Below are 19,807 nucleotides of genomic sequence, written 5' to 3'. Positions count from 1 at the left end.
TTATTTTAATGTAAGTTGGGTAAATTACTAATACAAGCATATATGTTAGAAGAAAGGGAGATGAAAATGGACGAATATAATCCATATGAACCAGAAAAACCAGAAAAACCAGAAAAACCAGAAGAGCCAAAGAAGGAAAATAAAAGAGGTCTAGCTGGTTATTTTTTTAGTGCGTTGGCAGGCGTTATGGTTGGTGCATTGCTCGTTTGGTTTTTAATACCTTCAGTTGTAACGAACCTACCATCAAATAATGAAATCAAATCAAACAATACAACACAGGAAACCAAACAGCTTTCTGTTGATGTGACAACAGACGTTACAGGGGCAGTTGAAAAGGCCTCTGGTGCCGTAGTGGGTATTACTAATATTCAGTCGGTTACTGATTTTTGGAGTAACTCTCAATCTACACAAGAAGCTGGAACAGGTTCTGGAGTTATATATAAAAAAGCTGGTGGAAAAGCTTACGTTATAACAAATCATCACGTTGTAGAAGGAGCAAAATCTCTAGAAGTAACATTAGTGGACGGAACAAAAGTGGATGCAAAACTTGTAGGAAGCGATATATGGAGTGATTTAGCAGTTCTTGAAATGGATGACGCTGGAGTAGATGCAGTGATTGAATTTGGGAACTCAGATACACTTAAACAAGGAGAAACAGTTATTGCTATTGGTAACCCTCTTGGTTTAGATTTTTATGGATCGGTTACAACAGGTGTTGTATCTGGTAAAGATCGTGCAATTCCAGTTGATTTGAATGGCGACCAAGTGGTAGATTGGCAAGCAGAGGTTTTACAAACAGATGCTGCTATCAACCCTGGTAACAGTGGAGGAGCTTTAATCAATTTAGCAGGTCAACTTGTAGGCATAAACTCGATGAAGATTTCTGAATCAACTATAGAAGGGATTGGACTTGCAATTCCTGTTAACACTGCAATTCCAATTATTGAAGATTTAGAGCAAAACGGAAAAGTAAATCGTCCTTCTATGGGTATTACTCTTTTAGACTTAACCAATGTACCTGCATTTCATCAAAAAGAAACATTGAAATTACCTGCTGAAGTAACTACAGGGGTAGTAGTCGATGAAGTAGTTCCTAATTCGCCAGCAGAAAAAGCAGGAATGGAGACGTATGATGTCATTGTTGAAATGGATGGAAAGAAAGTAGAAGATACGATCGATTTACGAAAACATTTATACAATGAAAAAGAAATTGGAGAAGACTTAAAAGTTAAAGTATATCGCCAAGGAAAAGTAGTGGAGCTTACATTGAAATTAGTCGAAACAGATGCATTATAAACATGTGGATAACTTTCAAATGTAAATAAAAGATTTACACAGCGAGTAGGATGAGAAAAGCTTGTCTTTCCTACTCGCTTTTTGTTTGTTAAAATAGGCTGTGGATAAGAATGTACGATTTGTGTATAACCCTGGAGAAAAATAAGATAATGAAAGGAAGCGAAAAATTGAGAATATTCAGTTGCGAAACGCATATAAATCAAGCTTTAGATATGTTTGTAGCAGAACAAAAAACCTTCCCTATGTTAGAACAATTAGCGGATGAAGAAAAGTTATCCACAAAATGCACATACTGTGATGTCGCAGCAGTATATATTGTAGCTGATGAAAAATAGAGCACAATATGTAGATAACTAATGTGGATATGTGGATAAGTAATGTGCATAACTTGTTTGTAAATGAAATGTAAAGGTGGATAACCTGTGAATATACAAATTATCTCGGTCGGAAAATTAAAGGAAAAGTATTTGAAATTAGGAATTGACGAATACACAAAAAGACTAAGCAGTTACGCAAAAATAGATTTGGTGGAAGTGCCCGATGAAAAAGCGCCGGAAAACTTAAGCGAAGCAGATATGGAAATTGTGAAGAAAAAAGAAGGAGAACGTATTTTAGCGAAAATCGGAGCAGATACTTACGTCATTGCTCTAGCAATCGACGGCAAAATGAAATCGTCGGAGCAGCTTGCAAGTGACCTGGAATCACTCATGACGTATGGGAAAAGCAAAATTGCCTTTGTTATTGGAGGATCTCTAGGTCTACATGAGGAAGTAATGAAGCGATCAGATGAAAAGTTGTCATTCGGAAAGATGACATTGCCACACCAATTGATGAAGCTAGTGCTAGTGGAGCAGATTTATCGAGCTTTTCGGATTATTAAGGGAGAACCGTATCATAAGTAAGTGCGGTTTTTTCTGAAGAAGATATAGCACCATTCCAACATGTGTGGAAGGTGCTGTTTTCATTAGATGAACATTTGTTGCATGAAGGCTTGTTTTTGTTTATCAAGTTCTAGGAGGAAAGACTGTTCAATGCTAATTTTCTTATCATACGTATTCAAGAAGTCTGAAATCTTTTGTTGTTCTTCTTCACAGCAAATCTTGACTTTAAATCTTACTTGCTTGAGAACCATCCCATAAAATCGTCACTTGGTTATTATGTTTATCCTTCATCCGCATTTTATTCGGAGCAAGAACGATATATGCAGTAAATAAAATCAAAAGGAATCGTTTTAGATTTAGTGGATATCAATTATCTCAATCATTTTTACCTCACGAAAATGTAATTGGTCAACCATTTTGGGCACTAATAGAAACAAGAGATGGAAAGGTGACAGGTACATATGTATGTGCACCATCTGACTCTACAGAAAAAATAATACCTTTATTTTACTCAAAAAGGGTGGCAAAAAAATATTTATCTTGTATAGAAGATAAACATGCTGTAGTTAGGGGAGTAAATCAACAACAGTTAAAAGCACTATTAACTATGATAGAAAAAACTGGACAAAATGATGTGGGCTTTATTGTACTTCCTTTTGTTGCAGATAGTCCTGATAAATGGATGGCTATTTCAGTAAGTTTAGAACAATTAAAAGAGGACTATGTAGTTAATTGATAATATAAGATTGAAAGGCTTTCTCTAAAATGTTTTGCTGACTATGTAATAAAAACATTTTGCATTTTCGAGATGTACAGAGCTTTTTAATGAGCTTAATCTGTGAAGATTCAAATAATGAATCTGATTTATATAGTATGTATTTAAAAAATTGGAGGGAATAATTATTGAATCAAATAGAAATCTACAAAACCGCACTTAGAGATAGTGAGGTGAACCATATTATAAATAAGTGTGGTTTTTCAGAAAACAACACAACACCAGTCCTTTATTGGATTGGTGCTGTGTTAAATTAGTAATTAACCTAATATTTCTAGAATCCCTTGGCTCATTTGATTAATTTGCGCCATCATCGATTGAGATGATTGCAAAAGAACTTGATCTTTTTTCAATTTAGACATTTCTTTCGCCATATCCGCGTCACGTATAGTTGACTCAGCTTTCGTTAAGTTTTCCTCAGCGTTTTTAACGTTGTTGTAGGCGTGTTCAAACTTATTTTGATATGCACCTATAGTTGATCTTGCATTTGATGCTTTCAATATTGCATTGTCAATTTTAGTAATTGCTAAATTTGCATTCTCTTGAGAATTAACAGGTAGAGGATCGATATTTAGTTTCTCCACCGTTACATTAGGTATTGATACTCTAACACTTTGTCCAGAATTACTTCCTACTTGTATATCTAAATGTAAGAACAAATCTTTTTCTTCCTCTGTTTCACCAAAAACATTAAGTTCAAACACTCCACTATCATTATTTGGCCAGTTAATACCATAATTCTCGGGTCTATAATCGTATATATATATTTTCCCACCATCAGACGCTAACTGTGAATAGTGTTTTACAAAACTTGTTGCGCCATTTGGTAGAGTATTCGAATTAGTTGGAGTTGGATCATACACAAATCCTGGCTGACCATAAGCTGTTTCAATTATTTTATTGACTAAATCAGTTCCGTTTGCAATTGTACTCACATCAACTTCCATCACGGGATTAGGAGCATTTAATCTTGATGTATCTGGATTACCATTTACAAATTTAATACTATAGGTTTGATTACAAGTACAACAAGTATAGGAAACTCCTTTTCCATCTAACTTAGCTACATCACTAGCAGAGTTAATATTGCTAAAATCAATCATAGCACTAGCGTAATCAATTGAATTGTATGTATATTTATCCGTTACTCCTCCACTTGTTGTAACTTGTTGAACATATTGAGCTATAGAACCAGATGTTATACTTTTTCCGTCTTTATCATACTTTCCGGCAAGCAAAAACATGTCATTAAATTCCGTATTAGAAGCAATATCACTTATTCCTTTTATTATTTGGTCTACCTCTTGTTGTCCTTTTTGTCTATCATCATCTGTTAAAGTATCATTTGAAGCTTGTACTGCAAGTTCTCTAAGTCGCTGTAGGTTTGGATCCAAGATATTTGCTAATCCCCTATCAGCTGTGTTAATTAAAGACAATCCATCTTGAATGTTCTCCCCAGCTTGATTCAACCCGCGAATTTGTGCACGCATTTTTTCGCTAATACTTAAACCGGCAGCATCGTCAGCAGCTTGATTGATTTTATAGCCTGAAGAAAGTTTATTTAAAGTTTTATTTAATTCAGTATTTGTGTGGTTATATCGATTTTGTGTAAACAAACCTTGATTATATTGAATCCGCATTTTCTAGCTCCTTTAAATATCATTGTTAGTAAAATAATACCGCAAAATTCCAATATAGTCCATTTGTTAGTGAGTAATTAGATGTTTTGTTGTGTAGGGAAATGTATATTGAGGGTAATAAAACAGACTTATATTTGTAATTTCAGAACTATACTATAATTAATTATGGAGAATATGAATGTTCGAGTTTTATATCCTTTTTATTGCATATTCTAAGAACCAAAACTATTTTAAGTATTCTTTTTATTGAAATCGCCTTTAGAATAGTTACGGAAAACATTATCATAAGTAAGTGCGGTTTAACGAGAAGACCACCTGGAAAGTTGATACGACAACGATTTAGGTGGTTTAGTCTTTTATATTATGCAAATAGTCAAGTCAAGTCGAACAATGCTGAATCAAATGATAACGTAAGGAAATCTTGGTTTTGTCATCGGTGAGGTGGAGAGTGGGGGCCACTGTCTTTTGCCGATTCTTACCGTGCACTCTGACTTCGTTTTAATTGATCTATTAATGCCCGTAGTAGATGGAATTGAAGCAAAAGAAAAGTTTAGCGAGGGCTAATTGAACAAAAGAGTAAAATTCACCATTTTTTTTAAAATATATAACTGGAAATGTCGGATTTTGTAGGATTCAATAAGTTTTCCGTAAAATATTAGTGTAAAGCTTTCTCCTAGGGATGAAAGCGCTTACCAATGGGAGAGGGAAACTTATTGATGGAGAAAAAATTAAAATTTACTAAGGCATATCAAATTTTTACCGTGCTAGTACTAGGATTTATTGTTGGATTATGAGGATGGTTTCCTTGTGTATCGCCATTAGTTTAGGGTGAATCTTTTGTATAAGGAAAGCAGTTGCAAACTTTGGATAGGCAAATCTGCAGTGAGACGATTGCAACACGTCAGAGCTTTTTTACCGTGCAGATGAGCTCGGCGGCACATATGTGCAAATGACAAAACGACAAGCTTTAACATATCAGAAGTTAACCAAGATCTTGATGAAAACGGCTGAACGGTTCGGCTGGGGGGAACTTCATCAATGAAGCGGTAAAGCTTTTTAGAAAGGTGAAGATATATGATTGAACTCAATCAAATTACAACTCTGTTCCTTGCAGTAGCTCTCTATTTGTTAGGAATGGCACTTGTCAATCGGATCGGATTCCTTAACCGGTTCCTGATCCCTGCGCCTGTTGTCGGCGGTTTGATATTCGCTACTTTAGCGCTAGTGTTGAAAACTACGGGGATTGTCGAGATTACATTGGATACATCGCTACAGACGCTGTTCATGATCGCCTTCTTTACCACGGTCGGCCTTGGGGCAAGCTTTAAGCTCATCAAACTGGGGGGGAAGCTCTTAGTCATCTACTTGCTCTTGTGTGGCGTCACGGTGTTCTTGCAGAATGTCATCGGTGTTTCGTTTGCTCAATTGTTTGGAATTGACCCACTGTTGGGTGTCATGGCCGGAGCAGTTTCGATGAACGGTGGACATGGCGGCGCTGCGGCATACGGACAGACGATTGAGGACTTGGGCATTTCCTCAGCCTTGACGATAGGCATGGCCGCCGCCACACTTGGCCTGATTTGCGGTAGCCTTTCCGGCGGTCCGGTTGCGCGGTACCTGATTAAAAAACATGACTTAAAGCCGGCATCGGGTAAAATAGAAGGCTATGTAGAGAAAGATGAGAGGCCGATTCAAGAGTGGTCGTTCATGGTCCAGGTCGCCCTCCTCACGTTCTCCATGGCAGTGGGAACGTATCTTGGTGATTTGTTTACGAATGTGACCGGCTTCGTCCTGCCGTCCTATATCGGGGCGATGTTCGTGGCGGTCATTGTTCGGAATCTTACCGATCGCTTTATAAAGGGCACGGTAAACATGAAGGAAATCAACTTAATCGGTGACGTTTCGCTTGCGATCTTTCTATCAATGGCACTGATGAGCATCAAGCTGTGGGAAGTCGCAGATCTGGCACTACCACTCATCGGCATTATACTCATCCAGGTTATCTTCCTCGTCTTGTATGCCATCTTTGTGATGTTCCGAATGCTTGGCAAGGATTACGATGCGGCTGTTATGATCTCCGGATTCTTAGGCCACGGGCTGGGTGCAACACCGAACGCAATGGCGAACATGTCCGCGACCGTGAGCAAGTATGGTCCTTCTCGCACGGCGTTCCTGGTCGTGCCAATTGTCGGTGCATTCCTGATCGATGTTGTATTTAGCGCACCGATCATTATCACGACCATTAACTTGTTCAAGTGAGTTATTGGAATGACTGTTTCCAGATTAACTATCTTTGATTTAATAATAAAAGCTTCTAGCCCTTGTCTATCGGCTGGAAGCTTTTTTGTATAAGAAAGGATGAAGAGGCAAAAAGTTATCTTCTAGAAGTGAGAATCCTTACGTCAATATTTTTTATACCCACTAAGTCCGCTTCTCGCTCACCTATTAAGGCAAGCTTATTTGTTAGCACACGTATCACACCTTCTAAATATTATAAGTGTTTATTGGGAAAACCGCATTTACATTAGGTACGGCGAACCGTATCATAAGTAAATGAGGTTTTTAGAAAAAGTTTGATGGGAGAAGTGCTATTTTGATTTTTGAGTGACTAGATGAACATTTGTAACATGAATGGTTGTTTTTGTTCAATCAGGATTTTCTTATCAAAATGAAAAAAATCCTGATTGAACACAACTACAAAAAATGGTTGAATCCTCCATATGCACTTTTGTTGACTTTAATATTCGCCTTTAATTACAAAAAATGAGCCTCGAATTGTTCCAGCAAGTTTAGACTTCTGCCTAGCAAACTTAAACTTTCCTTCTAATTCCTTTGGTACTTCCATCCCCTCAGAAAGCTTAAAACCAACGGCCCGTTTCTTAGGGTCATCAACCGTATACATGACGTTGATTGCAAGACCATCCTCATAAAAGACGTAGGCAAATTTGATATTTTCCACTTGAAAACGTGAAGTCTCTAAAGGTTTGGCAGCAAACTCAATTTCACGTTCTTCTTTCAAAATTCGGTTCACATAATCAAGGGTCTCCTGACTTTCGCTAGCAGGTACAACCGTAAATTCATGCTTATATTTGTTCATAAAGTAACGGGCCTCGTTCGCACGTAAACCAGCAAGCGCTTCTACTACAGGTGAAGACTCTAAATCAACCGTAGACACATTTTTAAAATCAACTATATAGGACATTTCCCAACCCTCCATTTATCTTTTTTTAACAACAGGAATCCACATTTCACCAAAAAGTCCAACCCTCTTTATAGTTTGCGGCTCTTCGGACGTAGCGCCCATGAAGCGATATTGAGTGCAGCGTATGAAAGAGGAAGGATAACATGAAACCCGTATTCACCATAATCGTTAGCAAACGCATGAGACAAAGCCGCACCAGTCATTAAAAAGAAGAGACCAGCGTGAGCCCATTCTTTAAGTCTAGGAAAGCGTGGCACGACGATAGCGATGACTCCAAGTATTTTCCAAGTCCCAAGAATATTCGTGATGTATAATGGGTAACCAATATTCGTCACTAACTCAATGTTTCCCCCCAATTGCATCAGTTGCCCGATACCACTTAACGTAATTGATCCTGCGAGTAGTAATGTGACTGACCAATATGCAATCAAATTTCCATTGAGCTGGGTTTCTATCTTCGCGGTTGTTTCCGCACCAATAACCTTACTCATTTGATCCCTCCTAATCATTGTTTTAAGTGAAAACTTATTAAACGTTACAAATTTTCTGAATAATAAACTCCTAAATAGACACCTCCCTTTATTTCCTAACAACAGGAATCCACATTTCACCAAATACTAAGCCGTTTCGCTGCCCCATCACAACAGCTGTATTTGGGCCACCAACATAGGCAACATTATTTGCTTCTGGCAAGGCTTCTCCAAAGGCAATGCCAGTAAGTTTGTTACTCAACTCTTCATCTGTATTCGCTTCTCCTTTAACAACGAGGTATTCTCCCTTAGGAAATTGGATAACTCTAGTTGCTTCTGGTAATGTTCCCTCTGTCATGACACCAGCATAATGCATCATCTTGTTATTCACGGCTTCGTTAACGACGAAAATGTATTCATTTGTGGCTAGGGCTTTTAACGTGTCAAGCCGTCCATCTTGTTTGACTGACTGCCAAAAGTCTGCCTTTTCCTTGTTTATGCCAGCATAGTCTGTGTAATCGCTCGTAAGCTCAGTTCCCAAACCTAAAACGATAAAGCTGTCTTTTTCTTCTAAAGTATAATTTGCCATTTTCAAAACCTTCCTCTTTTTTAAAGTTTATCAAATGATTTGTCTTTTCACTTGATGAGTTTATAATAGTCTTTAATAGTGTCAAAAAATGATACTGTTTAGGAGGTCCAGATGAAAAAAGTTGAACGGATTAATATCATCATGCGGTATATCAACAACCGATCCCACTTTACAATTTCTGAGATCATGCAAGAATTTAACATCTCTCGTTCAACCGCTATTAGAGATATCAGAGAAATTGAAGCCATGGGGATGCCCCTTGTTGCTGAAGTTGGAAGGGATGGAGGGTATTTTGTCATGAACAATTCTGTCCTGCCCACTGTCCGCTTCACCGATAATGAGATTAAAGCTCTCTTTATTGCCTTTATGGCCACAAGAAATCAACAACTCCCTTATCTAAAGAGCCGTCAGTCTTTAGCTGAAAAATTACTAGGCCTCATTTCAGAAAACCAGCAAGATGACCTCGTTCTTTTAAATCAAATCTTGCTTTTTGAAGGAACTAACCCTAATAATCCCGACCTACTTGATCTGTCAGACCTCCCCCATCCTATTTTAGAAAAACTTATCCAAATCCTTCTTTTGGATCGCTATTTATTGATTACTATCGAAGAAGAGAAGATAGTAAAGACTTATCCAATTTATCTCTTGCACCTTTATCGTGAAAAAAGCCTTTGGCTGATTGAAGGATTTGACTTAAAGGAAGAGAATAGGGATATTTTTCCTGTCGATAATCTCACCAATGTCGAGCCATACTCTACGAAAAAAAGATTAAGTAAGAAAAATATTTTAGAAAAACTAAGTAAGCAGGAAGAAGTAATCAACCTTGTCCTTGAACTTGGTCCAAAGGCAATTGCCCAGTTCAAAAAATACCATCCTTTAAAAGTTTCAATTTCCTATACAAATCCTTACCAAACCACAGCCATTCTAAAGACTTTTATCAATGTTAATAATTCAGGAGAATTGACCGAAATAACAAATTGGCTGCTTTTCCTAGGCGAGGATATCAAGGTCAGGGAAGTGCCAGTAGAAGTCTTAGAAGGTTTACATGAGAGAGTATGTTTGTTCTGCACTTAAGCCATGCGGTTAAAAGCCAAATAATTTTGAGCTTGGCCAATTGCAGTGCCTCTCAATTTTGCACACATTGGGGAGATATATACTTCTGATTAGTGTAAATACTTTGAGAGGTTAATAGCATTTTTATCAGTACTGTTCTTTATTGAATTTCTAGTAAAATCATTTTAACAAAAAAGGTAAAAACCTCATTTAGATGCGTTGCGGTGAACCTTATCATAAATAGAGGATGTTTTAGCCCCGAACTAGTGGGGTGAACCATATCCAAGTTAATTAGATATTAGAATAAAGACAAACCCTAAAAAAGTGTAGGTGAAATGAACCCAAAAAGTTAGACACTTTATTTGTAAGGATTGAGTTCGGTATTGTACCGGACTTAATCCTTTTAATTTTTCCTTAATTTGTTTGTGACTGTAGTATTCAATATATTGTTCAAGTTCTCGCTTTAAGTGTTCCATGTTTTCAAACTCTTGTAAGTAAAGCAATTCTGATTTTAAGAGACCGAAGAAGTTTTCAATTACTGCGCTATCGAGGCAGTTTCCTTTACGAGACGTACTTTGTGTAATGCCATGTTCTTTTAATGCGTGAGCGTCTGATAGTGCCACCCTTGATCAGAGTGAAGTACTGGGGCACCTTCTTCGGATAAGTGAGTGAAGGATTGTTCTAACATCTTTGAAACAAATGGATAAATAGGGCGTTTTTCAACGTTATACGCAATAATTTCTACGGTAAACAAATCAAGTACAGGTGATAGATAAAGTTTCTCACCAAATAAATGGAATTCCGTCACATCCGTTACCGATCTTTCGTTTGGTTTTGGCACAACGAAATCACGTTTTAAAATATTTGTCGCAATCTTACCGACGTTTTCTTTGTATGAGCTTTTGACGTCGGGAAAATGGTTCATTTATGCTCCGGAACTATGAGTGAAATTAAAGGTGTGGTTCTTTCGTTCTATACATGCTACTTAATTGTAAAAAACGCAGATCCATCTTTATAGGAATTTAGACATATGCAAGTGTGACTATTTAATACTAGAGTTAAGTATAGATAGGTATAAAAGCAGTTTCACGTATGTGGCTAAGGTATTATGATAGCCTTGTAACATATAAAATAATCAAGTGAAAAAGGCAAACCACGAGAAATCGTGTGACGCAAAGCCAAGGGCCTGGACCACGCTAAGTGCTATGTGGATGGCAGCCGGTTACCGCAAGGATTCAGAGTCCTTTTATTATGAGCCTTGTTAAGAGGCTTATTTTTATGCGCGTTATTCCTTATTCACTACTGAAAGGTAGGGTAAAGAACATGGGTAAAAGTTTATCAAGTAAAATTTCAGCATTACTAGCATTGGTGTTAGTTTTGCAAGTTTTCCTGTTTCCAATGAAAAATGTTTTGGGAGCAACAGATAACAACCTTCTGCCGCCAAGTAACCTTGCGTACCAACATATCACACCAGATGATGTGAAGCTTACTTGGAGTGCGATAGTTAATGCTACAGGCTATAAAATATATGAAATTACAGAAGGTCAATTAACACCACGTGGTACAGTTACTACGAACAGTTATACGATTAATGACCTACCAGAAGGATCGTATACATATGTCGTTTCAACGTTAAGTGCGAACGGAGAATCTGGTCCTTGTGCACCGATTACGGTGAACGTTGCTTATCCAACGATGACAGCTCCAACACTTTCTTACACTTTACAAAATGCAAACGACATTAACTTGAGCTGGACGACTTCTCAGTATGTAGAAGGATATAAAGTGTACCAAATTGGACCAAATGGAGAGCAAACATTAGTTACTACAGTAACAGGTAAAACGTATACGATTTCAAATGCTCCTGAAGGGAATTTCACGTACGCAGTTTCTTCATTTAACTCTAAATATGGAGAGTCGCCAATTTCTAATACTGTGGACGTAACAATTCATCATCCAGAAATGGCAGCTCCAACGAATTTGACGTATACAATTGCAAACGTTAATGACGTAACACTGAAATGGACTGCTTCTTTACACGCAACAGGTTATAACGTATATCAAATTGTTGATGGGCAAAAAATATTAAAAAGTACTGTAACAGGAACGAGTGTTACATATACGAATACTCCTGGTGGGGAATACGTATATGAAGTTCATTCTCTAAATAGTCGTTTTGGTGAATCGGCAGAAGGAAGTCAAGTAACAGTGAATGTAGGATTGGTAACGATGCTTCCTCCAACAAACTTAACGTACACAATTGCAAATCTTAATGATGTTACGTTAAAATGGAACGCTGCTGCAAATGCGACAAGCTATAAAATTTATCAAATTATTGATGGGCAAAAAGTATTAAAAAGTACAGTAACAGGAACGAGTGTTACATACACAAAATTACCTGCTGGAGATTATGAGTATGTAGTGCATTCTGTAAGTAGCCGTTTTGGTGAATCGGCAGATGGAAGCCAAGTAAAGGTAAACATCGGAGAAGTTGCGATGATGCCGCCAAGCAATGTTACGTATTCAATTGCGAATGGAAACGACATTGTTTTAAAATGGGACGCTGCTACGAATGCGACAAGCTATAAAATATATCAAATTATCGATGGAAAAAAAGTATTAAAGAGCACAGTATCGACAACAGCTGTTACGTATGCAAACTCTTCAGCAGGAGACTATGCTTATGAAATTTACTCTGTAAGTAGTCGTTTTGGTGAGTCGGCAGAAGGAAGTTTAATTTCTGTAAAGGTAGAGCCTGTTGTAATGGCAGCTCCAACGAATCCGACATATACAGCAGCTAACATTAATGATGTTACATTAAACTGGGATGCTGTACCGTATGCCACAAGCTATAAAGTGTATCAAGTTATTGATGGACAAAAAGTATTAAAAAGTACAGTAAATAATACAAAAGCAACGTTTACGTATTTACCAGTAGGTGATTACAAATATGAAATTCATGCTTTCTCTAGCCGTTTCGGAGAATCAGCGGAAAATGCGAAAGTTTCTTTCGAGATTAAGTTCCCACAAATGAGTCCACCGGCAAACTTAACGTATGTTATTAAAAATACTACTGATTTCACTTTAAGTTGGGATGCTGCAGAAAACGCGACAAGCTATAAAGTGTATCAAATTATTGATGGACAAAAAGTGTTGAAAAACACTGTTACAGGAACAACTATTAGCTATACAAAGATGGCACCAGGTGAATACACGTATGAAGTACATTCTGTAAGTAACCGTTTTGGAGAATCAGTAGAAGGTAGTACAGTTTCTTTAACATTAAATGGCGTAGATTTACCTGCACCAACAAGTTTAGCGTATACAATTCTTAATGGAAATGACATTAAGTTGACGTGGACAGCTGTTACAGGTGCTTCGAGCTATAAAATTTACGAAATTGTCGATGGTCAAAGAATTTTAAAGAGCACGTTAACAGGAACGGCTGTGACTTATACGAACCAATCAGAAGGCGATCACAAATATGTTGTGACATCTTTCTCGTCATTGTTTGGTGAGTCATCAACTGCATCAGAAATTACAGTTCCTTTACAGTTCCCGAATATGGATGCACCAAGTTCTTTAACATTTAAAATTGTTAATGGAAATGACGTTTCTTTAACTTGGGGAGCAGTTCAATATGCAACAAGCTATAAAGTGTATAAAATTATTGATGGACAAAAAGTACTGAAAAATACAGTAACAAATTTATCAACTACGTTGTCTAATGTATCATACGGGGAACATGTCTATGTTGTTCATTCTGTAAGCCCTCGCTTTGGAGAGTCAGCAGAAGGTAAAGAAGTATCTGTTAATATGAGTGAAGTACAAATGTCTAAGCCAAGTAATGCTACGTACAGTTTCGTAAATGGAAATGACATTAAATTAACTTGGGAAGCAGTTCCTTTCGGGACAAACTATAAAGTATATCAAATTATTGATGGACAAAAAGTATTAAAAAGTACAGTAAATACTACAACAGTAACGTATGCGAATCAGCCAGAGGGCGAGTATGTGTTTGAAATTCATTCGTATAATTCTCGTTACGGTGAATCAGCAGAAGGAAGCAAAGTATCAATTAATTTAGTTTTCCCAGAAATGCAAGCGCCTAGCAATTTAACGAAAACAGCTACGAATGTGAATGATATCGTTTTAAAATGGAACGCTGCAACGTATGCAACGAGCTATAAAGTGTATCAAATCGTTGATGGACAAAAAGTATTAAAGAATACAGTAACAACTACTTCTGCATCATTTCCTAAAATGGTAGAAGGTCAATATGAGTTTGTAGTTCATGCTGTTAGTCCGCGTTTTGGTGAATCGGCAGAAGGAACTAACATTGATTTCGAGATTATTTGGCCGGAAGTACAAGCTCCAGTCATGACTAACACGATTTTTAACGGCAACAACGTTACTTTGTCATGGAAAGCTGTTAATTGGGCAAACGAATACCTTGTATATGAAGTAACGGGATCAAATCGTCAGCTAGTATACAAAGGATCAGCCTTAACTACACAACTATTTAATCTTTCAGAAGCAACGCATTATTATGAAATTGTTGCATTTAGTAATCGTTTCGGTGAATCAGCTCCTTCTAGCCAATTGGAAGTGGACATTGTATATCCAGTAATGGAGCCCCCAGTAGCAAGTATTAAATTACTAAGTCCGACAAGTGCTCGAATTTTATGGGACTTTGTAACGTATGCAAATGGTTACAATTTATATGAAATTGTGAATGGGGAACCAGTGTTAATTGCCGAAAAAATTAATAATTTATCTTACACGTTTTCAGATTTAACGTATGCAGATCATGAATATTATGTAACGGCATACAGTAACTCATTTGGTGAATCAACACCATCAAACGTCGTGTTAGCGAAATTGATTGTGGATACGACAGCGCCTGTTACAACAGCGGATTTACCAAGTAATTGGACAAATGCAAGTCCTGTAGATGTAACATTATCTACATCTGATGACGAGACAGGAGTAGCAAATACGTATTATTCAGTAAATGATGATGAGTTTAAATCTGGAACATCGTTTACGGTGTCAGAGCAAGGAATTAATAAAATTACTTTCTACTCTGTAGATAAAGTAGGTAACAAAGAAGCAGAAAAAACTGTATTTGTGAAAATCGATACAGAAGCGCCAACTACAAAAACTAGTGAAATTCCAGAGTGGTTTACTGCAAATACATCTATTAACTTATTTGCAACAGATGCATTAAGTGGAGTATCTAAAACGTTCTATTCAATTGATGGAGCAGCATATGTGGAAGGTACAACAATTAAAGTAGACGGAAGCAAATCTTCTTATAAAGTTAGTTATTATTCAGAGGATGTTGCTGGAAACAAAGAGGAAGTACAAACAATTGAAATAAAAGCAGATTTAACGGCACCTACTACAACTGCGACAGCTCCGACAGAGTGGACAAACGAAGATGTAGTTGTAAAATTGCAAGCACAAGATGCTGAAAGTGGCGTAGAAAAAACGTTTTATTCAATTAATGGATTTGCCTATGTGGAAGGAGATACTTTCAAAGTCCAACAGGAAGGAATTCATACAATTCAATTTTATTCTGTTGACTTAGCAGGTAATGTGGAGGAATCGAATACTATTAAAGTGAAAATCGATAAAACAGTACCAGCCGTTTCAATGGATGTAAACAAAGAGTACAAGCTGGGTGATTCATTACAATTAACATATTCAGCGAACGATAGTCTTTCAGGTGTTGTTTCGGAAGAGATGATTGTTACTTCACCAAGTTTAAAAACAACAGTTGTAGCAAATGGGGAATCTGTAAAATTTGATGAGCCAGGTAAGTATAACGTAACTGTTACAGTAACGGATGCTGCTGGAAATAGCGTAACTATTACAAAACAATTTACCGTTTACATTTCAGCTACGCTTGAAGTAATGCCAGAAGTAATTAAAGGAAATAAAGGGGTATTCACAGTACGTGTCATTCTGCCAGAAGGGTTCAGTACAAAAGGCTTCGACTTGAATACTGCAACTGTTAATGGTGTAAAAGCCTTGAATAGCAATAATGGATATTATAATCAAGCAGAACTTGGACAGTTTAAGTTCGAACGATCTCATTTCACGTGGAATCAATCGCAAGTAACGCTTGTGTTTAGAGGTTACGTAAATGGAGTTCTAGTTGTTGGACAAAAAACTGTTAAAGTAATTAAATAAAAGTTTATATTTTTCAATTTCCAAAATCCCTCATTTACTTGTGATATGGAGCACCTTACCATAAGTAAATGAGGTTTTTTCAAAAAATTTGGATATATTAAAAACCGCAAGTATACATGTTACGGAGAACCGTACCATAAATAAGTGAGGTTTTTAAAACAGGCACATTCGCTTCATGCGAATGTGCCTGTTTTTCTACTAAAGTATATGTTGCAACTAAGTAAGCACTTTAACTGGCAACTGTTTCTGAAAATTCATCTCCATCTACCGAAATATATAAAACGGTAGCAATGATCGATGTAGAATAAATTTAACTTTTGTATAATTGCTCATTTCTATTCTGATGTCTTTTGTTTTTGGTCTAAATGATGACTAAAGAATGTTAGCAGACTTGCACAGACTGCAACTATCCCACCGACCCAAGTTACATTCATTAAATTTCCTTGATGGTACACAATTCCGCCTAATGCAGAACCAAAAGCGATACCTACGTTGCTTGCCACTGGCATTAGTGAGGCGGCGAGGCCTGTTGCTTTTGGCTGATAAATTCCTGCGAGGTCAATTAAATATAGCTGAGTAGATGTTGTTAAGAGGATAGCCATTAACGACATTAATCCAATATTTATTAATCCTAAAACAAAATGATTTGTAGTCCAAAATAAACATGTCAGAACAACTGCTTGGACGAGAAAAACAAACCGAAGGCGACCGATTGCATTGTGGCTAGCAATTTTACCAGCGAGGATGTTGCTGAAAATCGAAATAAACCCATAACAAAATAAGATTATACTAATTGAATTATTTGGTGCTCCCATTTCTTTCAAGATTGGTACAAGGTACGTAAAGACTGCATAAGTTGCGCCAAATCCGAGTGCAGGAATGAAAAAAGCCATCAATATACGTGGCTTGGTCAATAAAGAAAACTGATCACGTATCGAACTGCGTACTTGGCTGAGTCTATGAGGTAAGACAAAAAAGGATGCCAAAAACGCCAATCCTCCTAGGAAAGTGGTTAACATGAAAGTGGCATTCCAGCCGTACTCTTCGGCGATCACAATACCAATTGGCACTCCAATGACATTTGCAAGTGTGAAACCACCGAAAACGAATGAAATAGCAAGTCCGCGTTTTTTAATCGGCATGGTTTCACTTGCTACAATCATGGCTAGAGAGATTAAAACTCCTGTTACAATCGCTGTCATAATCCGAAGTGCAAGGAGCATTATATAGCTCGTCGAAATTACGCACAAAGCATTTAGGAAGATGAAAGATCCTATCAAAAACAACATCCATCTTCGCTTTGGAAAATGACTTGTTGCTGACATCACTAGTGGTGTAGCGATGGCAAACGTAATTGCAAACGCAGAAACGAGTGTGCCTGCTTTTACATTAGTCATATTAAGACTTGAAGAAATATCTGTTAAGATTCCGACAATAACAAATTCACTTGTCCCGAGAACAAATGTTAATAAAGAAAGTGTTAAGATAAGCAACCAATGTTGCTTGGATAATTTTGTGGAGTGCATAAATACCTCTTTCTTAGATGAATGTAAATATGTGACATAGTAAATACACAACCTTAACATCATACCAAGAATATGTTTGCCTGAAAAACCCTATCTTAGTCAAGTAGAGGATAATTGATTTCCAGAATCGACAAGGATGCAGCGTTAGCAAAAGACCATTTTAAAAAAGCGCACTTAGGAAATCCACGGGGAACCGTATCGTAAATAAAGGCGTTTTTTTTTATGATGAATAGATAAGCAAAGTATGCAAAATTATTTATTTTGCATACTTTTTCATTAAGAAGGTATTTTGATATAATACGTTGAATACATATAATAAATATATTTTTTTCTCTTTAGCAAATTTTATTAAACAAAATTCAAAAAAACATTCTTATCACTATTAATAACTATGGTGAGATCGGTGCTTTAATAATATGCTATATCGAAGGAGGCGTAGTATGAAGCAACTTTATATAAAGCAGAAGGTATTCAGTCTAAGTGGCAAATTTACGGTAAAAGATCAGCAGGAGAAGGATGTCTATTACGTGGAGGGCAGTTTTATGCAGATTCCAAAGACTTTCTCCATTATGAATACAACAAGAGATGAAGTCGCGCTTATTACGAAAAAGGTGTTTAGCTTTTTACCGAAGTTTTTTGTTGAGGTGAATGGTCGAGAGGTGTTAACGATTAAGAAGGAGTTTTCTTTCTTAAAAGCACGCTATACGATTGATGCTGCAGACATTGAGGTACACGGTAACTGGTGGGATATGGATTTTCAGGTTTTACAGCATGGTGTAGTCATAGGTAAAGTGAACAAGGAGTGGTTCACTTGGGGTGATAGCTACAAGGTTCAAATACTAAATGAGGAGATGGAGGCTATCATTATTGCGTTCGTTGTCGCAATTGATTGTGTCAAAGCTGACCAAGCAGCTGCATCCTCAGCAGCGGCGACCTAATGTAAGGATTTACAATGTAAAATGCTGACGCGTTTACTTTAGAAATTCAAAATTATAAATAACAGTTGAAATAACATCAAATAAGTAGGGAAATCATAAACGAATTCCCTGCTTTTTTTATGGAGTTTTAATGAGAATATTTACTTGATAACTGGATTAATTTTATAAAACCTATAACCGCATTTAGAATAGTTGTGGTGAACCCTACCTTAAGTAGGTGCGGTTTTTCTTAATAATAAATTTCCATTAAACCAACAGGGTACAAATAAGATAGTTACATAAATTTATTTAATTATGAGTTTATAGAGAGCATAGACTTTAGAAAAGTGAAGCAGATAGCTTCACTTTTTTTGTTTTAAAAGACAGACCATAAGAGCAAGAATGAGGACGAAATGAAGATTGATTACTTGTTAAAATGAATTCAACGAACATTAGGAGGAAATAAAATGAACAAGATTCAGGAATTCAAAGAGATGCATTTTTCAAATGATATATTATTTCTAGGCAACGCTTGGGATTTACTTTCAGCCTTAACACTTGAAAAAGCAGGATTCAAAGCCATAGGTACAACCAGTTGGGGTATTGCAAACTCACTAGGATTTTCAGATGGAGAATTGATTGATTTTGATAGACATTTAGGAATCCTCAAAACCATAGTAGAGAATGTGAAAATTCCTGTTTCTGCCGATATTGAGGCTGGGTATAGCGAAGACACTAACATGATTATTGATAATGTTTTAAGGACGGCAGATGTGGGGGTAGTGGGTATCAATATTGAAGATTCATTGAAAAAATCAATTGGCTTAAGAGAGGTTTCAGCGCACGGTCACCTTCTGGAGAAAATAAGGATAGCATTGGACCAGAATGGTTATAGAGATTTTTATATTAACGCCAGAACAGATACTTATTTTCAAATGCAAAATCCTTTAATAGAAACAATCGAACGAGGGAAGGCATATGTTGAGAGTGGCGTTAGTGGGATTTTTGTTCCTGGCTTGAAAGAGCATGACGAGATCAAAGTAATCACCTTGAATGTAAATGCTCCACTAAATGTATTATCTTTACCTGGACTAACAAATTGTAATAAGCTTAAAGAATTAGGCGTGAGGAGATTTAGTTTTGGGAATGCCCTATCTGATAAAGTAAACGCTTATTTAGAAAAGAATGCGGATGAACTACTAGCGTATATGGATACTTCTCATTTGTATGAGAACTAGTATAAGTGCAGAAAGGATAGTG

15 protein-coding genes, 1 pseudogene and 1 riboswitch are annotated in these 19,807 nt (G+C 36.8%); of the genes and pseudogenes, 10 read left to right on the top strand and 6 right to left on the bottom strand.

The genetic code is table 11. From position 1 onward, the window contains the following. The first annotated feature begins 66 nt into the window (after window positions 1-66). From AN959_RS13400 to AN959_RS21890, 5 genes are all read left to right on the top strand, one after another. Window positions 67-1,296, top strand: coding sequence for a S1C family serine protease (locus AN959_RS13400; protein ID WP_082460998.1), 1,230 nt, complete (start codon window positions 67-69; stop codon window positions 1,294-1,296). Between the two features lie 167 nt (window positions 1,297-1,463). Continuing rightward, window positions 1,464-1,631 carry a CxxH/CxxC protein gene (locus AN959_RS13395; protein ID WP_156316813.1) on the top strand — a complete coding sequence of 56 codons (168 nt, stop codon included), beginning with the start codon at window positions 1,464-1,466 and terminating at the stop codon, window positions 1,629-1,631. Window positions 1,632-1,718: 87 nt separating this feature from the next. Then, window positions 1,719-2,198 (top strand): 23S rRNA (pseudouridine(1915)-N(3))-methyltransferase RlmH, encoded by a 480-nt coding sequence (gene rlmH, locus AN959_RS13390; protein WP_056831409.1) that lies wholly within the window; start codon window positions 1,719-1,721, stop codon window positions 2,196-2,198. Window positions 2,199-2,625: 427 nt separating this feature from the next. After that, on the top strand, window positions 2,626-2,913 hold the full coding sequence (locus AN959_RS13385; protein WP_056831408.1) for a hypothetical protein: 288 nt from the start codon (window positions 2,626-2,628) through the stop codon (window positions 2,911-2,913). A gap of 167 nt (window positions 2,914-3,080) precedes the next feature. Beyond that, a complete protein-coding gene (locus AN959_RS21890; protein ID WP_256363926.1) occupies window positions 3,081-3,209 on the top strand; it encodes a hypothetical protein in 129 nt (42 codons plus the stop codon). 3 nt (window positions 3,210-3,212) lie between these two features. Here AN959_RS21890 and AN959_RS21370 read toward each other — a convergent pair whose 3' ends face one another. Next, window positions 3,213-4,592 (bottom strand): flagellin, encoded by a 1,380-nt coding sequence (locus AN959_RS21370; protein WP_056831407.1) that lies wholly within the window; start codon window positions 4,590-4,592, stop codon window positions 3,213-3,215. A 1,074-nt stretch (window positions 4,593-5,666) separates the two neighbouring features. Here AN959_RS21370 and gltS point away from each other — a divergent pair. Beyond that, window positions 5,667-6,851: a sodium/glutamate symporter gene (gltS, locus tag AN959_RS13375; RefSeq protein WP_056831406.1), complete on the top strand. Its 1,185-nt coding sequence runs from the start codon at window positions 5,667-5,669 to the stop codon at window positions 6,849-6,851. Window positions 6,852-7,329: 478 nt separating this feature from the next. Here gltS and AN959_RS13370 read toward each other — a convergent pair whose 3' ends face one another. The 3 genes from AN959_RS13370 to AN959_RS13360 all read right to left on the bottom strand — a co-directional run bounded on the left by AN959_RS13370 (window position 7,330) and on the right by AN959_RS13360 (window position 8,853). After that, on the bottom strand, window positions 7,330-7,794 hold the full coding sequence (locus AN959_RS13370) for a hypothetical protein (RefSeq protein WP_056831405.1): 465 nt from the start codon (window positions 7,792-7,794) through the stop codon (window positions 7,330-7,332). Window positions 7,795-7,862: 68 nt separating this feature from the next. Further along, on the bottom strand, window positions 7,863-8,285 hold the full coding sequence (locus AN959_RS13365; protein WP_056831404.1) for a DoxX family protein: 423 nt from the start codon (window positions 8,283-8,285) through the stop codon (window positions 7,863-7,865). Window positions 8,286-8,373: 88 nt separating this feature from the next. Next, the gene (locus AN959_RS13360; RefSeq protein WP_056831403.1) at window positions 8,374-8,853 is read right to left on the bottom strand and encodes a GyrI-like domain-containing protein; all 480 of its coding nucleotides are present in this window, start codon (window positions 8,851-8,853) and stop codon (window positions 8,374-8,376) included. 111 nt (window positions 8,854-8,964) lie between these two features. Here AN959_RS13360 and AN959_RS13355 point away from each other — a divergent pair, with 111 nt between their 5' ends. Next, window positions 8,965-9,927: a YafY family protein gene (locus tag AN959_RS13355; protein ID WP_056831402.1), complete on the top strand. Its 963-nt coding sequence runs from the start codon at window positions 8,965-8,967 to the stop codon at window positions 9,925-9,927. Window positions 9,928-10,271: 344 nt separating this feature from the next. Here the strand turns inward: AN959_RS13355 and AN959_RS21745 are convergent. Next, window positions 10,272-10,804: pseudogene (locus AN959_RS21745) on the bottom strand (IS3 family transposase); the annotation flags it as partial. Window positions 10,805-11,043: 239 nt separating this feature from the next. Continuing rightward, a riboswitch (cyclic di-GMP riboswitch) is annotated at window positions 11,044-11,136 on the top strand. A gap of 93 nt (window positions 11,137-11,229) precedes the next feature. Here AN959_RS21745 and AN959_RS13345 point away from each other — a divergent pair. Continuing rightward, window positions 11,230-16,104 carry an OmpL47-type beta-barrel domain-containing protein gene (locus AN959_RS13345; protein WP_082461006.1) on the top strand — a complete coding sequence of 1,625 codons (4,875 nt, stop codon included), beginning with the start codon at window positions 11,230-11,232 and terminating at the stop codon, window positions 16,102-16,104. A 335-nt stretch (window positions 16,105-16,439) separates the two neighbouring features. Here AN959_RS13345 and AN959_RS13340 read toward each other — a convergent pair whose 3' ends face one another. Next, window positions 16,440-17,630 (bottom strand): MFS transporter, encoded by a 1,191-nt coding sequence (locus AN959_RS13340; protein WP_056831400.1) that lies wholly within the window; start codon window positions 17,628-17,630, stop codon window positions 16,440-16,442. Between the two features lie 440 nt (window positions 17,631-18,070). Between AN959_RS13340 and AN959_RS13335 the strand changes: the two genes are divergently transcribed. Both AN959_RS13335 and AN959_RS13330 read left to right on the top strand, forming a co-directional pair. After that, a complete protein-coding gene (locus AN959_RS13335; protein WP_056831399.1) occupies window positions 18,071-18,568 on the top strand; it encodes an LURP-one-related/scramblase family protein in 498 nt (165 codons plus the stop codon). Between the two features lie 446 nt (window positions 18,569-19,014). Next, window positions 19,015-19,785 carry an isocitrate lyase/phosphoenolpyruvate mutase family protein gene (locus AN959_RS13330; RefSeq protein ID WP_056831398.1) on the top strand — a complete coding sequence of 257 codons (771 nt, stop codon included), beginning with the start codon at window positions 19,015-19,017 and terminating at the stop codon, window positions 19,783-19,785. Window positions 19,786-19,807 lie beyond the last annotated feature (22 nt).

The organism is Psychrobacillus sp. FJAT-21963, from assembly GCF_001420585.1.
Lineage (GTDB): Bacteria > Bacillota > Bacilli > Bacillales_A > Planococcaceae > Psychrobacillus.
Note: the sequence above shows the minus strand (reverse complement) of the source record. Positions and strands in the feature narration are given on the sequence as shown.

Bases quoted from the DNA above. Each gene is read 5' to 3' on its own strand.
- AN959_RS13400 (WP_082460998.1), top strand. From the start codon at position 67: ATGGACGAATATAATCCATATGAACCAGAAAAACCAGAAAAACCAGAA.
- AN959_RS21370 (WP_056831407.1), bottom strand. From the start codon at position 4,592: ATGCGGATTCAATATAATCAAGGTTTGTTTACACAAAATCGATATAAC.
- gltS (WP_056831406.1), top strand. From the start codon at position 5,667: ATGATTGAACTCAATCAAATTACAACTCTGTTCCTTGCAGTAGCTCTC.
- AN959_RS13370 (WP_056831405.1), bottom strand. From the start codon at position 7,794: ATGTCCTATATAGTTGATTTTAAAAATGTGTCTACGGTTGATTTAGAG.
- AN959_RS13365 (WP_056831404.1), bottom strand. From the start codon at position 8,285: ATGAGTAAGGTTATTGGTGCGGAAACAACCGCGAAGATAGAAACCCAG.
- AN959_RS13360 (WP_056831403.1), bottom strand. From the start codon at position 8,853: ATGGCAAATTATACTTTAGAAGAAAAAGACAGCTTTATCGTTTTAGGT.
- AN959_RS13355 (WP_056831402.1), top strand. From the start codon at position 8,965: ATGAAAAAAGTTGAACGGATTAATATCATCATGCGGTATATCAACAAC.
- AN959_RS13345 (WP_082461006.1), top strand. From the start codon at position 11,230: ATGGGTAAAAGTTTATCAAGTAAAATTTCAGCATTACTAGCATTGGTG.
- AN959_RS13340 (WP_056831400.1), bottom strand. From the start codon at position 17,630: ATGCACTCCACAAAATTATCCAAGCAACATTGGTTGCTTATCTTAACA.
- AN959_RS13335 (WP_056831399.1), top strand. From the start codon at position 18,071: ATGAAGCAACTTTATATAAAGCAGAAGGTATTCAGTCTAAGTGGCAAA.
- AN959_RS13330 (WP_056831398.1), top strand. From the start codon at position 19,015: ATGAACAAGATTCAGGAATTCAAAGAGATGCATTTTTCAAATGATATA.